Annotated in this window: 9 protein-coding genes; 5 read left to right on the forward strand and 4 right to left on the reverse strand. The window is 53.6% G+C overall.

The annotated features are described in order from the left end of the window. Nucleotides 1-337 precede the first annotated feature (337 nt). From malE to malG, 3 genes are all read left to right on the forward strand, one after another. Nucleotides 338-1,537 (forward strand): maltose/maltodextrin ABC transporter substrate-binding protein MalE, encoded by a 1,200-nt coding sequence (gene malE, locus D6C13_RS13350; protein ID WP_120133222.1) that lies wholly within the window; start codon nucleotides 338-340, stop codon nucleotides 1,535-1,537. Nucleotides 1,538-1,608: 71 nt separating this feature from the next. Then, nucleotides 1,609-3,168 carry a maltose ABC transporter permease MalF gene (gene malF, locus D6C13_RS13355; protein ID WP_120133223.1) on the forward strand — a complete coding sequence of 520 codons (1,560 nt, stop codon included), beginning with the start codon at nucleotides 1,609-1,611 and terminating at the stop codon, nucleotides 3,166-3,168. Nucleotides 3,169-3,181: 13 nt separating this feature from the next. Next, the gene (gene malG / locus D6C13_RS13360) at nucleotides 3,182-4,072 is read left to right on the forward strand and encodes a maltose ABC transporter permease MalG (RefSeq protein ID WP_120133224.1); all 891 of its coding nucleotides are present in this window, start codon (nucleotides 3,182-3,184) and stop codon (nucleotides 4,070-4,072) included. A gap of 78 nt (nucleotides 4,073-4,150) precedes the next feature. Here malG and D6C13_RS13365 read toward each other — a convergent pair whose 3' ends face one another. From D6C13_RS13365 to malP, 4 genes are all read right to left on the reverse strand, one after another. After that, nucleotides 4,151-5,494, reverse strand: coding sequence for a type II toxin-antitoxin system HipA family toxin (locus D6C13_RS13365; RefSeq protein ID WP_120133225.1), 1,344 nt, complete (start codon nucleotides 5,492-5,494; stop codon nucleotides 4,151-4,153). Continuing rightward, the gene (locus tag D6C13_RS13370; RefSeq protein WP_120133226.1) at nucleotides 5,484-5,825 is read right to left on the reverse strand and encodes a helix-turn-helix domain-containing protein; all 342 of its coding nucleotides are present in this window, start codon (nucleotides 5,823-5,825) and stop codon (nucleotides 5,484-5,486) included. The genes D6C13_RS13365 and D6C13_RS13370 overlap by 11 nt, the downstream gene beginning before the upstream one ends. Nucleotides 5,826-6,019: 194 nt before the next feature. Then, entirely contained in the window at nucleotides 6,020-8,107 is a 2,088-nt protein-coding gene (gene malQ, locus D6C13_RS13375) for a 4-alpha-glucanotransferase (RefSeq protein ID WP_120133227.1), read from the reverse strand. A gap of 9 nt (nucleotides 8,108-8,116) precedes the next feature. Beyond that, entirely contained in the window at nucleotides 8,117-10,519 is a 2,403-nt protein-coding gene (gene malP / locus D6C13_RS13380) for a maltodextrin phosphorylase (protein ID WP_120133228.1), read from the reverse strand. Nucleotides 10,520-10,839: 320 nt separating this feature from the next. Here malP and malT point away from each other — a divergent pair, with 320 nt between their 5' ends. After that, complete coding sequence (gene malT / locus D6C13_RS13385; protein WP_120133229.1) at nucleotides 10,840-13,566, forward strand: HTH-type transcriptional regulator MalT; 2,727 nt, start codon at nucleotides 10,840-10,842, stop codon at nucleotides 13,564-13,566. A 260-nt stretch (nucleotides 13,567-13,826) separates the two neighbouring features. Continuing rightward, nucleotides 13,827-14,111, forward strand: coding sequence for a YjcB family protein (locus tag D6C13_RS13390; protein WP_120133230.1), 285 nt, complete (start codon nucleotides 13,827-13,829; stop codon nucleotides 14,109-14,111). Nucleotides 14,112-14,142 lie beyond the last annotated feature (31 nt).

Consider the following 14,142-nt stretch of genomic DNA (forward strand, 5'->3'; position numbering starts at 1 on the left):
AACGAAGAGTGAAGGAATAGCCGCTAAGCGTAATCATCCGTAACAAAATTTTTCATGGGGGAGGAGCAGGGAGGATGACGGATTTGCGCAACCGGATGAAAGTTCACATCAAAAACCAAATTCGTGATCTGAATGGCAAAAAACGATGCATATTTTTGAGTGATGAACCACATAACGCCTGAGAGTGTCGGCGGGATCACATTCTGAGAGGCGGGGGCGTAGAGGGGGGGATGATGAAGCGTTGTCGGGTTGAATCCACACTGGCGCCGTACCCTGTCTTTTCCCGTCTCAGACGACAGAAAACCGACTCCTCACAGGAAATAAAAAGGATTGGATTATGACTCTCAGCATTAAAAAGATTGTTAAACAAACACTGGCACTCTCAGCGCTGGCTACGCTGGTGTTGTCATCTTCCGCATTTGCCAAAATAGAAGAAGGAAAGCTGGTCATCTGGATCAACGGTGACAAAGGCTATAACGGCCTGGCGGAAGTCGGTAAGAAGTTTGAGAAAGACACCGGCATTAAAGTCACGGTAGAACATCCGGACAAGCTGGAAGAAAAATACCCGCAAGTGGCAGCCACCGGCGACGGCCCGGACATCATCTTCTGGGCGCACGACCGTTTCGGCGGTTACGCGCAATCCGGGCTGCTGGCTGAAATCAGCCCGGATAAAACCTTTAAAGACAAACTGTTCCCGTTCACCTGGGACGCAGTGACCTACAACGGCAAGCTGATTGGTTATCCGGTCGCGGTCGAAGCGCTGTCGCTGATTTATAACAAAGACATCATTAAAGAAGCGCCAAAAACCTGGGAAGAAATCCCGGCGCTGGATAAAGAGCTGCGCGCCAAAGGCAAGAGCGCCATCATGTGGAACTTGCAGGAACCGTACTTCACCTGGCCAATTATTGCCGCTGACGGCGGTTATGCCTTCAAATATGAAAACGGCAAATACAACATTAAAGACACCGGCGTGAACAACGCGGGTTCTCAGGCTGGCCTGCAATTCATCATCGACCTGGTGAAAAACAAACACATCAATGCCGATACCGATTATTCCATCGCCGAAGCCGCGTTCAACAAAGGCCAGACCGCGATGACCATCGACGGCCCGTGGGCATGGTCCAACCTCGACAAGAGCAAAATCAACTACGGCGTGACGCTGTTGCCAAGTTTCCACGGCAAACCGTCTAAACCGTTCGTCGGCGTGCTGACTGCCGGTATCAACGCCGCCAGCCCGAACAAAGAACTGGCGAAAGAGTTCCTGGAAAACTATCTGATCACCGACGAAGGTCTGGCAGTGGTGAATAAAGACAAACCTCTGGGTGCCGTGGCGCTGAAAACGTATCAGGAACAGCTGGAAAAAGACCCGCGCATCGCTGCCACCATGGCTAACTCCAAAAACGGCGAAATCATGCCTAACATCCCGCAGATGAGCGCCTTCTGGTATGCAGAACGCAGCGCCATCATCAATGCGGTGAATGGCCGTCAGACTGTTGTGCAAGCACTGAAAGACGTAGAAACACGCATTACCAAGTAATGCCGAAGCATTAGCTCAATGAACGGTGCGGGACTCACGGGTTTCGCACCGCCACCACAAGGATTGTCCTTATGCCAAGAGCCAAAAAACGGCCGTTTAGCAATGCGTTCAAATGGCTGATCATCGCCCTGCTCGCCTGCTTTACCGGTTATCTGATCGTGCTGATGTATGCGCAGGGCGAAACCCTTTTTGCCATTCTGACCCTGATCCTCTCCGGCGTCGGGTTATACATTTATGGCAACCGCCGTGCCTATTCATGGCGTTATGTCTATCCGGGCCTCGCCGGAATGTCGTTATTTGTGCTGTTCCCGCTGGTCTGCACCATCGCGATTGCCTTCACCAATTACAGCAGCACTAACCAGCTGACGTTTAAACGCGCGCAGTCGGTGCTGATGGACCGTCAATTCCAGGGCGGAAAAGCGCTTAACTTCTCTCTCTTCCCTGCCGGTGAAGAGCAGGCCGGGGACAAATGGCAGCTGGCACTGACTTCTGCGGATAACAGCGAGACGCTGGTTTCTCCGCCTTTTGCTTTCAATGCCTCCGCACCACAAACGCTGGAGATGCTCCCGCAGACCGCCCCTTCCGCTGAAAAAGCCGGATTACGCGTGGTGACACAAAACCGTGCAGCGCTGGGTCAGCTCTTCGCAAAATTACCCGACGGTGAAATACTGCGTATGAGTTCTCTGCGCCAGTTCTCCGGCACCCAGCCACTGTACAAACTGGGCGACGATAAAAAGCAGCTGACTAACGTTGAAACCGGCACAATCTACCGCCCGAATACCCATACCGGCTTCTATCAGGCAGTGAATGCACAGGGTGAATGGCAGCCCGAACAACTCAGCCCCGGCTTTACGGTCGGTATCGGCTGGGGAAATTTCCTGCGCGTGCTGCATGACGAAGGGATCCAGAAACCCTTCCTGTCGATTTTCGTCTGGACCGTTGTTTTTGCCCTGCTGACCGTCATCCTGACCGTTGCCGTGGGCATGGTGCTGGCCTGCGTGGTGCAGTGGGAAGAGCTGAAAGGCAAAGCCGCTTACCGCATCCTGCTGATCCTGCCTTATGCGGTACCGGCCTTTATTTCGATTCTGATTTTCAAAGGGTTATTCAACCAGAGCTTTGGTGAAATCAACCTGATGCTCAGCGCGTTGTTTGGCATCAAACCGGCGTGGTTCAGTGATCCGTGGACCGCCAAAAGCATGATCATTATCGTCAACACCTGGCTCGGTTATCCGTACATGATGATCTTGTGTATGGGTCTGCTGAAAGCCATTCCGGATGACCTTTATGAGGCGTCGGCAATGGACGGTGCCACGCCGATGCAAAACTTCTTCCGCATCACGTTGCCGCTTTTGATTAAGCCGCTGACGCCGCTGATGATTGCCAGTTTTGCCTTCAACTTTAATAACTTCGTGCTGATCCAGCTGCTGACTAATGGCGGACCAGACATGATCGGCACCACCACGCCAGCGGGTCACACCGATTTACTGGTCAGCTACACCTACCGTATTGCCTTCGAAGGCGGCGGCGGACAGGACTTCGGGCTGGCGGCGGCAATTGCCACGCTGATCTTCCTGCTGGTCGGTGCGCTGGCTATCGTGAACCTGAAAGCCTCACGCATGAAATTCGACTAAGGAGAAACAGACAATGCCCATGGTTAAACCTAAGTCGCAGAAAGTCAGATTACTGGTAACGCACCTTTTACTGCTGTGTTTTCTGGCGCTGATCCTGTTCCCGTTGCTGATGGTGTTTGCCATCTCGCTGCGCCCGGGTAACTTCGCCACCGGCAGCCTGATCCCGGATCAGATCTCGTGGGATCACTGGAAACTGGCGCTCGGCATTGCCGTCACCAACAGCGACGGCAGCATCACGCCGCCGCCGTTCCCGGTGATGTTGTGGTTGTGGAACTCGATCAAGATCGCCGGGATCACCGCCGTCGGGATCGTCGCCCTTTCCACCACCTGCGCCTACGCCTTTGCCCGCATGAAATTCCGCGGTAAAAGCTCGTTGCTCAAAGGAATGCTGATTTTCCAGATGTTCCCGGCCGTCCTTTCGCTGGTAGCGCTTTACGCCCTGTTCGACCGCCTCGGCATGTATGTGCCGTTCCTCGGTCTGAACACTCACGGCGGCGTAATATTTGCGTATATGGGCGGCATTGCGCTGCACGTCTGGACGATTAAAGGCTATTTCGAAACTATCGACGGTTCGCTGGAAGAAGCCGCCGCACTGGATGGCGCCACCCCGTGGCAGGCGTTCCGTCTGGTGCTGCTGCCGCTGTCGGTACCGATTCTGGCGGTGGTATTTATTCTGTCGTTCATCGCGGCCATCACCGAAGTACCGGTGGCATCATTACTGCTGCGTGACGTGAACAGCTACACCCTGGCTGTCGGGATGCAGCAATATCTGAACCCGCAAAACTACCTGTGGGGCGATTTCGCGGCGGCAGCCATATTGTCCGCCATCCCGATCACGGCAGTGTTCCTGATTGCTCAACGCTGGCTGGTCGGCGGCTTAACGGCAGGCGGTGTGAAAGGTTAAATGTAAGGCTAATGCGCTTTGTAGTACTTGATCAATTCCCTGTGTCTTGGGCGGCTGAATAAGCCGCCTTTTTTTATGTCAGTCGCAGATTCCCAACTCCTTCCCACCTATTTCACGGGCGTGCCGGAAAGCGCTTTTCAATGAATCCATATCTTTCCCACTGACCGCAAATTCTTCAAAGCAATTACGCCACTCGCGCACCGCCTTCCAGACGGAATCGATTTCACCCATTGCCCGTTTCCTGCTTAGACCAAAACGCTCTGACCACGAAATAGCGTTAGTCAGTGTAGCCTCACGGCCATATTCTCCAACCCCCAGATGGAGAAGTCGGGAATATGCTACTCCTGGGCGAGGAACAACGTCGTAGAGCGGACTAAGCCGCCAGGCCAGTGAAACCTCTTCTTCGGGCTCTTGAAAACCAAAAATCGGAACGAGATCAGGGGATTCCTTAAGAAGAAATCCGTGATTACGCAGATGATCATCATCATGATTAATTAAAATATTAAATACCATACGCCGGTAGAGTTCAGTCAGATCGTGTTGCAGAAACTGCGCATTCAGATGTCTTCTCATTGCATCTGCTATCTGCGCATAGCTGCTTTTAGGAGAATCCATTTCATGTAAATTCATGAATGTCAGGGCGGAATTAAAATGGCGTTTTCCGGTTAAAGCCCCACAGCCTATCCGATCAAAACGTTTTATCAGCATGGCAAAACGATTATCACCAATTTCTTTAATCTGCGTCGGCGGAACATGCAAACCGGTCAGACGGGCTAATTCAAGTGTTGCTCTTTCCACCTTAGGGATATCAAGCCCACGGTCATTGGGTGATGAAAATTTCGCTAACCAATGGCTTTCATCCGAATCCAATAACGTCGCCTTTGGGCGCATTCCCCCCATGCTGGAACCTGCATCCAAAAGGTTGTGTAAATTGGCCGGAACTGATAACCCCTGTTCAACCCGATCAAACGCTTCCTGAATGTATCCAAGAGACCGAATATCGCTTGCTTTTGAATGCTCACGGGCCAAATCACCGTCAGCCGTAATATCCAGCGCGCCCACCCTGTTGGCACCGGCTTCCTGCAGATAAACAGATTCGGAAAGAGAATTAACAGGTACACGAAATTTTGCTTCAATCACCCGGCGCCCCCATGAATCTGGTGCAGCATCCCGGATACCGCCAAACAACGTGGTATTCGCGGGATAGAGTTCCATTCTTGCAACGTCACGACCATCCAAAAAATTCAACGAGGTGGGATCAATTTCAATCGCGCCTTTTCGTTTTAGATATTTCAGGCCGTAGATAAAGCTGCAGGAAAGGACCTCTGCTCCCGCCTCCGTTATTTTTAATTTTCCGGCAGGAACGGCCCGTGTCGCTCCGGGTAAAAAAGCGTGAACTAATAAAGTGCTTTCAGAAGTCATAATCCTTTAGTTCCTTCTCAGATAATACCCTGGCACGTTTAGGCCTGAAATTCTCATTCATGGCATTGACAACGTTATCCTCAACATTTAGCAGCGAGGACAATGTTTGCCCCGGACGAATGGCATCGAGATAACGCAATATTTGACCTATTGCCACACCTGAATCGCCATTCTCAATTCTGCTGACGGTATTTCTACCGAGATTGGCACGTACCGCAGCTTCAGATTGCGTCATTCGGCGCGCAATCCGTCCTTCGGCAAGTAACCGCCCCAGGCTGTGTAGTTGCTGTAAGATATCGTCAGAAATCAGCAAGGTTTGAGAACGCTTCATATTGCACCTTAAAATAAACCCAATGTCATTAGTGATTACTTTAAGGTGCAATTAGAACTTAACAAGGTGTAATTTTCAGCTTAAGGAACAAACGCCTTTAACATGACGCACACCTCATTGATATTGTTTGTTTTTTTATCATAAAAAAGGGCTTCTGATTTTATTCAGAAGCCCTTAAGTCATTTATAAATATTTTAGCTCACAGAAACTTTTCTCCGGCGTTTATCGAGGTCTTTAATCAGCTTGTTCACCTGCTCATCGGCAAACATCTCTTCGAGAGATGTGGACAATTTACGGCGCCAGTTCGGGTATTCATCGCTGGTGCCGGGCACGTTGACCGGTGCGTCCATATCCAGCCAGTCTTCCGGTTGCAGACCGAGTAAGGCACAGGCGCTGTCCGCGACGTAGCGTTGCAGACCACGGTTGAGCACCGGCGTCATCTCCATCAGCGCCGCTTTACGTCCGGTTTTCTTTGGAATGCAGTCGTAATGATGCAGGCCGTCGAGCAGTCCCTGACGCGCACGGGCGCGGTCGGCGTACAGCTCCTGAAGCACGTCCTCATCACGATACAATCCCAGCGATTTACCCAGCGCCAGATCGTCACTTTGCCAGTATCCGCGCAGCGTCGGCAGGTCATGCGTGGTGATCGTCGCCATCGCCTGAACCGGATACGACTGCGGCGCGCGGAAGTTGTTTTCCTCATCACGCTCGAAATACAGCACTTTGTAGGAATACACGCCGCCCTCACGCAGCTTACTGACGATCTCAACCGGCACAGTCCCCAGATCCTCACCAATCACCATGCAGCGGTGACGCTGACTTTCCAGCGCTAAAATGGCCAGAAGATCGTCCACCGGATATTGCACATACGCGCCTTTATCCGCCGTTTCACCCGCCGGGATCCACCATAAACGCAACAACGTCATGACGTGATCGATACGCAACGCGCCGCAGCTGGTCATGTTGGATCGCAGCAAATCGATAAACGGCTGATAGCCCCGTTTTACCATCACATGCGGATCCATCGGGCGCAGATCCCAGTTCTGACCGAGCGGCCCGAGGATATCCGGTGGTGCGCCGACCGAGGCTTTCAGGCAGTACAATTCGCCGTCACCCCAGGTTTCCGAGCCACCTTCCACCACGCCGACAGCCAGATCACGGTAAAGCCCCATCGGCATATCGTGTTGCTGGCTGGTGTGATAGCACTGCGTAAACTGTGTTTCGGCCAGCCATTGCAGCCACAGATAGAACTCCACATCCTCGGCATGTTGCTCGCAGAAAGCGCGCACTGCCGGGCCACGGGCATCATGATATTGCTCCGGCCAGCGGTTCCAGCCGAGGGCAACATCCGTTTCTTTCGCCAGATGTTCGTATAAAGCGTCAAACGCCGCCTGCAAATACAGGCTCTCGCCGCCCTGCTTCACGAAGGCTGCCAGCGATTTCACCTGCGGATCCTGAGCTTTACGCTTCAGGAACTGCGTATAAGCCAGGCGTAAACCTTCGAGTTTTAGCGGCATCACTTCGCCGTAATCTACCCAGTCGCTGGCGCGCACGGCCTGTAACCGTTGCTGCGTCAGCGGCTGATGCCACCACTGTTGCGCCGCCTCGCTCAGCCTGAAGTCTTCAACAGCGCTGACGTCGATATAAATGACGTTCAGCCAGCGGCGGGATGACGGACTGTAAGGGCTGGCCGCTACCGGATTAGCCGGATACAGCGCGTGGATCGGGTTCAGCCCGACAAACGCACCGCCGCGTCCGGCGACATTTTTCAGCAGCAAACTGAGATCGCCGAAATCGCCGATACCCCAGTTACTTTCCGAGCGCAGCGTATAAAGTTGCACGCACGCGCCCCACAGCTTTTTACCGGCCAGCAGCGCATCAGGTTCATAACAGCGTTTCGGGGCGACAATCACCCGGCAATCCCACTGCCGCGCATCCTGCGTCAGCGTCAGCTGGTGGTAACCGGCAGGAATTTTGCCGGGCAGCGCCAGCGTCATTTTGCCACTGATGCGCCCGTGCTGCATCGCACCGCTTTCCAGTTTCAATGTCCAACCGTATTCACCCTCGCCACCGACCGGCAGTGCCAGACGGCTGCCGCAGATGAACACTTTTACCGCGGGCACCGGCGTGACAGCCGGGCGGCTTTGGGCCACCCAGCCCATTGCGGCTAACAGTTCACGCTTGGTTTGTGGCGCTATCGCCTGCTGCTTACCGTGCGCATTAATAAAACCAGAGGAAATACCCGCCTCCCTGGCGGCCTGCTCCAGTGCTTTGTTCTCCATGCGGGCTCCTTAACGTTTCGCCTGCCAGATCCGCTGCTGGTAATCGCGGATCGAGCGGTCGGAACTGAACATCCCAACACGCGCAGTGTTGAGAATGGTTTTGCGCGTCCAGTCGTCCTGGTCGCGGTAAAGAACATCAACTTTTTGCTGCGCTGCGCAATAATCAGCAAAGTCCGCCAGCACCAGATACGGGTCGCCGCCGCCCAGCAGGCTGTCGAGCATCAGGCTGAACGCCTGTTTGTCGCCATCGCTGAAGAAGCCGTTTTCCAGTTCTTTGAGGATCTTATCCAGATGTTTATCTTTCTTGCGGATCTTCAGCGGATCGTAGCCTTTTGCCTGCAACGCTTTGACCTGATCGACGGTATTGCCGAAGATGAAGATATTGTCTTCCCCGACTTCTTCAGCAATTTCGACATTCGCGCCGTCGAGCGTGCCGACGGTCAGCGCGCCATTCAGCGCCAGCTTCATGTTGCCGGTGCCGGACGCTTCTTTCCCGGCGGTGGAAATCTGCTCGGAAACGTCTGCGGCCGGGATCATCAGTTCGGCGACCGAAACGCGGTAATCCGGAATAAACACCACTTTGATGCGATCATGCACCAGCGGATCATTATTGACTTTCTCCGCCACTTTATTGATGGCGTAGATAATATTTTTCGCCAGGTAATAACCCGGTGCCGCTTTCGCGCCAAACAGGAATACACGCGGCACCATGTCCATTTCCGGGTTATCACGCAGCTGGCGATACAACGACAGAATGTGCAGCAGGTTAAGATGCTGGCGTTTGTACTCATGCAGGCGTTTGATCTGCACGTCGAAGATCGCGTCAGGGTTAAGCGTCAGCCCCATCACCTGTTTCACGTAGTGCGCCAGTTTGATTTTGTTCTCGCGCTTAATCGCCTGATAACGCTGACGGAATTTCTTATTGTCGGCGTAACTTTCCAGCCCTTTCAGGGCGTCGAGGTCATTCACCCACTCGGTTTTCAGCGTCTCATCAATCAGCGAAGACAGCGCCGGATTGCACTGCTTCAGCCAGCGGCGCGGCGTAATGCCGTTGGTGACGTTATGGAATTTGTTCGGCCAAAGCTGGTGATATTCCGGGAACAGGTCTTTCACCACCAGTTCGGAGTGCAGCGCCGCCACGCCGTTCACCGCAAAACCGCTGACCACGCAAAGATTCGCCATGCGGACTTGTTTGTTCTGGTGAACAGACAGTTTTTCCCACACCGCTTTATCGCCCGGCCACTGTTTTTCGACCACTTTTTTGAAGCGGGCGTTAATGGCTTTGATCAGCGAGAAGTGGCGCGGTAACAGGCTGTGCACCAGTTTTTCGTCCCAGCATTCCAGCGCTTCCGGCATCAGCGTATGGTTGGTATACGCAAAGGTCTGGCTGGTGACCGCCCAGGCAGCGTCCCAGTCCAGCTGATGTTCATCGAGCAAAATACGCAGCAATTCCGGAATGGCAATGGTCGGATGGGTATCGTTAAGCTGAATGACTTCGAATTTCGGCAAATCCTGAATTTTGCGACCCAGGAAATGATGACGGCGCAGGATATCGCCGACCGAACAGGCGCACTGGAAATACTGCTGCATCAGGCGCAGGCGTTTACCGGCGTCGTGGTTGTCATTCGGGTACAACACTTTGGTGAGCTTCGCGGCATCAATGCCTTTTTGCTCGGCCTTAAGGAATTCACCGTCGTTGAACAGGGTCAGGTCAAACGGATGTACGTCGGTCGCCTGCCACAAACGCAGCGGCTGAGTGACGCCATTTTTATAGCCGACCACCGGCAGATCCCAGGCTTCCCCGCGCAGGGTGAACGCCGGATGCCACTGCTCTTCGCCCTTTTCGTTCTTGGTCAGTTTACCGCCAAAGGCGACGTCGACAGACAGCGAGCTGTTGTGGCTGAACCACGGATAGCTTTCGCGATGCCAGTTATCAGGCGCTTCCTGCTGTTTGCCTTCGCTGAAAGACTGGCGGAATAAACCGTACTGATAATTCAGGCCATAGCCGGTCGCCGGTTGTCCGACGGTCGCCATTGAATCGAGAAAACAGGCCGCCAGACGGCCTAATCCGCCATTTCCCAGCGCCGGATCGGTTTCCTGTTCCAGCACATCAGCCAGCTCGGCGCCCTGCTCTTTCAGCGCCTGACTGACCGTTTCATACCAGCCGAGATTGATCAGGTTATTCGCGGTCAGACGCCCGATCAGGAATTCCATCGAAATATAGTTCACGTGCCGTTGCGGCTGTTTCGTCGCTTTTGGCGCGGGCTGCGCGCTCAGTTGTTCGGAAAGCGCGGCGCTGGTGGCCTGCCACCACTGATGCGGTGTCATATCCTGTGCCTGTTGCAAACCGAATCCCTGCCACTGGCGTTTTAGCGCGGCTAAAAACTGCGTCTTATCCAAAGTCACCTGCATCACATGCCTCTTTATCCGGGAATTTGTAGGGAAGTCTGATGTTCATTATCACTATGCTGACGCTTGTGCCTGTGAGCAGCATCATCCTGCCAAAGATTAGGCAGGGAGGAGAAACGGGGCGTAGCCGGAGGAGGCGGGAGATCAGGGGGATGCTCTGAAAATTTGTATTTAGAAGTGTGATGTAGAGCAACTTAACGGCATGTAAAAACGTAACATTCTTGCAATCAATGTTTCAAAGGAGGACTTTAGAAAAAGTGATTAATTACACGCTGCGAAATAATTATTACGCCCGCTGACTACCGTCAAAAGAATCGAAAAAAATGCTGATCCCGTCGAAATTGAGCCGCCCGGTGCGGCAGCAAAATACAGTGGTTCGCGATCGTCTGCTGACGAAGCTCTCGACTGCGCCAAATTATCGCCTGACCCTGGTCGCCAGTCCGGCGGGCTATGGGAAAACGACGCTGGTCGCACATTGGGCGGCGGGCAAAAGCGATCTGGGCTGGTATTCACTGGATGAAAGTGACAACCAGCCGGAGCGTTTTGCCAGCTACCTGATTGCGGCTGTGCAACAGGCCTGCGGCGGTCATTGCGTCAAAAGCGAAGCGCTGAGTCAGAAACACCAGTACGCCAATTTATCGGCGCTGTTTGCTCAGCTGTTTGTGGAGCTTTCCGACTGGCACCGTCCGCTGCTGCTGGTTATCGACGATTATCACCTGATTTCAAACGACGCGATTCATGAAGGGATGCGTTTTTTCCTGCGTCATCAGCCGGAAAATATGTCGCTGGTGGTACTTTCCCGCACCCTGCCGCCGCTGGGTATCGCTAATATGCGCGTGCGCGATCAGCTGCTGGAACTTAACGCCAGGCATCTGGCATTTACCCATCCAGAAACACAGCAATTTTTCGACAACCGGCTGAAAGACCCGATCGATCAGGCCGACAGTGGCCGTTTGTGCGACGACGTTGCGGGCTGGGCGACGGCGCTCCAGCTGATCGCGTTATCTGCGCGTCAGTCCACCACCTCTTCACAGCAATCGACACAGCAGTCCGCCCGAAAACTCGCCGGGCTGAATGCCAGCCATCTTTCGGAATATCTGGTGGATGAAGTTCTGGATCGCGTAGATGCGCCGACGAGAGACTTTTTGCTGCGCTGCTCGCTGCTGCGTTCAATGAATGACGCACTGATTGTGCGCCTGACCGGCAGTGAAAACGGTCAGCAGCGTCTCGAGGAACTGGAACGTCAGGGGCTATTTATTCACCGCATGGATGACACCGGCGAATGGTTTAACTTCCATCCGCTGTTTGCGACTTTCCTGCGCCAGCGCTGTCAGTGGGAACTGTCGACAGAACTCCCGGCTATTCACCGTGCCGCTGCCGAAGGCTGGCTGGCTCAGGGGTTCCCTGCCGAAGCGATACATCATGCGCTGGGCGCAGAAGACATCGATATGCTGCGCGATATTCTGCTGCAACACGCCTGGGCGCTGTTTAACCAGAGTGAACTGGCGTTGCTGGAAGAGTGTCTGGCGGCACTGCCGTATGACCGGCTGATCCAGAACCCGAAACTGGTGTTATTGCAGGCCTGGCTGGCACAGAGTCAGCACCGTTATGCCGAAGTGGAAACCCTGCTGGTACGCGCCGAAAGCGAAATGCAGCAGCGTAATATCGTCATGGAGCAGGAGCTGACCGCTGAATTTGATGCCCTTCGGGCACAGGTGGCGATTAACGATGGTCGTCAGGATGAAGCCGAAAAACTGGCCGCCGATGCCCTGAAATATCTGCCTTATGAAAGTTATTACAGCCGCATCGTGGCGACGTCCGTCACCGGTGAAATCCAGCACTGCAAAGGTGACCTGACGCGTGCCCTGCCGCTGATGCAGCAAACCGAACAGATTGCCCGCCGCTACGAAGCCTATCACTACGCGTTATGGGCGTTGCTGCAACAGAGTGAAATCCTGATTGCGCAGGGCTTTTTGCAGGCGGCTTTCGAGATGCAGGATCGCGCCTTTGAACTGGTGCGCGAACAGCATCTTGAGCAACTGCCGATGCACGAGTTTTTACTGCGCCTGCGCTCGCAATTACTGTGGTCATGGTCGCGCCTTGATGATGCCGAAGACGCCGCGCGTCAGGGGCTGGACGTGCTGACTAACTTCCAGCCGCAGCAGCAGCTGCAATGTCTGGCGATGCTGGCGAAATGCTCCCTCGCCCGTGGTCAGCTCGATAACGCGCATCACCACCTGCAACGCTGCGAAAGCCTGCTCAAAACCGGCCAGTATCACATCGACTGGCTGACCAACACTGATAAGCCAAGGGTGATTTACTGGCAGATGATCGGCGATAAAGCCGCTGCCCGCCAGTGGCTGCAACAGGCGCGCAAACCCGACATGGCCGATAACCATTTCCAGCAAGGCCAGTGGCGCAATATCGCCCGCGTGCAGATTTTGCTGGAACAGTTTGATGAAGCCGAAGTGGTGCTCGATGAGCTGAATCAGAATGCCCGTCAGTTGCGTCTGACCAGCGATCTGAACCGCAATCTGCTGCTCAGTAATCTGCTTTACTGGCAAACCGGCCGTAAAAATGATGCGCAGCGGGTATTGATTGAAGCGCTGGGGCTGGCGAACCGCACGGGCTTTGTCAGTCATTTCGTCATCGAAGGGGAAATGATGGCGCAGCAGTTGCGCCAGCTGCTGCAACTGAATTTACTGCCGGAGCTGGAACAACGCCGTGCCCAGCAGATCTTGCGTGAAATTAACCAGCACCATCGCCATAAATTCGCGCACTTCGACGAAGGGTTCGTCAATAAACTCCTGACTCACCCGCAGGTGCCGGAACTGATCCGCACCAGTCCGCTGACGCAGCGCGAATGGCAGGTTCTCGGACTGATTTACTCCGGCTACAGCAATGACCAGATCGCCGGTGAACTCGACGTCGCGTCCACCACCATCAAAACGCATATCCGCAATTTGTACCAGAAACTGGGCGTCGCGCACCGTCAGGAAGCCGTTCAGCAGGCACAGCATTTGTTGCAGGTCATGGGCTACGGCGCATAATTCATCCGTAATTCACCTCGCCCTTCCATTCAGACGCCTCTCTTTTCATAACACATCATCAAAATAAGTTGATGTGTTATGCCTATTTTTCATTAGCGAACATATTTTGCTCAAAAATAAAATCCGGTGATATAATGTGACCTTCATCACATAATTGTATTTTACCATTTCTTCAGTAAAGCCCGTTGCCAATCTGTTGTAGCAGCCTTCGGCTGATTTCAACTTCGTGCAAGTGGCTGTAGTGATTAAGGATTTTATCGATGGGTACGTTAACTACCGGGATTGTCATGATGCGCTGGGAATTGCTGAGCGCCTTTTTGATGTTCTGCACCAGCCAGCTCAATATTGTCTGCCGCCAGTCCAGCCGCAATACCATGGCTTTCGTTTGCAGCGGCCTCGGTCTGACTGTGACTTGTTTCTTCGTGATGAGCCTGATGGGCATGAATTACGATGCCGCCGCCGTCGCACACTTCTGGGCAAATACCAAAGAGGTGTTTTTTGATGTGATGAGCAAAACCCCTACCGATATGTCTTACTACTATTAATCCGATTTCCTGACGGGTTATTCCAGATTTT

Origin of the sequence: Rahnella woolbedingensis (assembly GCF_003602095.1) — a bacterium.
Taxonomy (GTDB): domain Bacteria; phylum Pseudomonadota; class Gammaproteobacteria; order Enterobacterales; family Enterobacteriaceae; genus Rahnella; species Rahnella woolbedingensis.

What these genes read in the sequence shown, in the direction of transcription:
- malE (WP_120133222.1), top strand. Translation starts at nt 338, where the DNA reads ATGACTCTCAGCATTAAAAAGATTGTTAAACAAACACTGGCACTCTCA.
- malF (WP_120133223.1), top strand. Translation starts at nt 1,609, where the DNA reads ATGCCAAGAGCCAAAAAACGGCCGTTTAGCAATGCGTTCAAATGGCTG.
- malG (WP_120133224.1), top strand. Translation starts at nt 3,182, where the DNA reads ATGCCCATGGTTAAACCTAAGTCGCAGAAAGTCAGATTACTGGTAACG.
- D6C13_RS13365 (WP_120133225.1), bottom strand. Translation starts at nt 5,494, where the DNA reads ATGACTTCTGAAAGCACTTTATTAGTTCACGCTTTTTTACCCGGAGCG.
- D6C13_RS13370 (WP_120133226.1), bottom strand. Translation starts at nt 5,825, where the DNA reads ATGAAGCGTTCTCAAACCTTGCTGATTTCTGACGATATCTTACAGCAA.
- malQ (WP_120133227.1), bottom strand. Translation starts at nt 8,107, where the DNA reads ATGGAGAACAAAGCACTGGAGCAGGCCGCCAGGGAGGCGGGTATTTCC.
- malP (WP_120133228.1), bottom strand. Translation starts at nt 10,519, where the DNA reads ATGCAGGTGACTTTGGATAAGACGCAGTTTTTAGCCGCGCTAAAACGC.
- malT (WP_120133229.1), top strand. Translation starts at nt 10,840, where the DNA reads ATGCTGATCCCGTCGAAATTGAGCCGCCCGGTGCGGCAGCAAAATACA.
- D6C13_RS13390 (WP_120133230.1), top strand. Translation starts at nt 13,827, where the DNA reads ATGGGTACGTTAACTACCGGGATTGTCATGATGCGCTGGGAATTGCTG.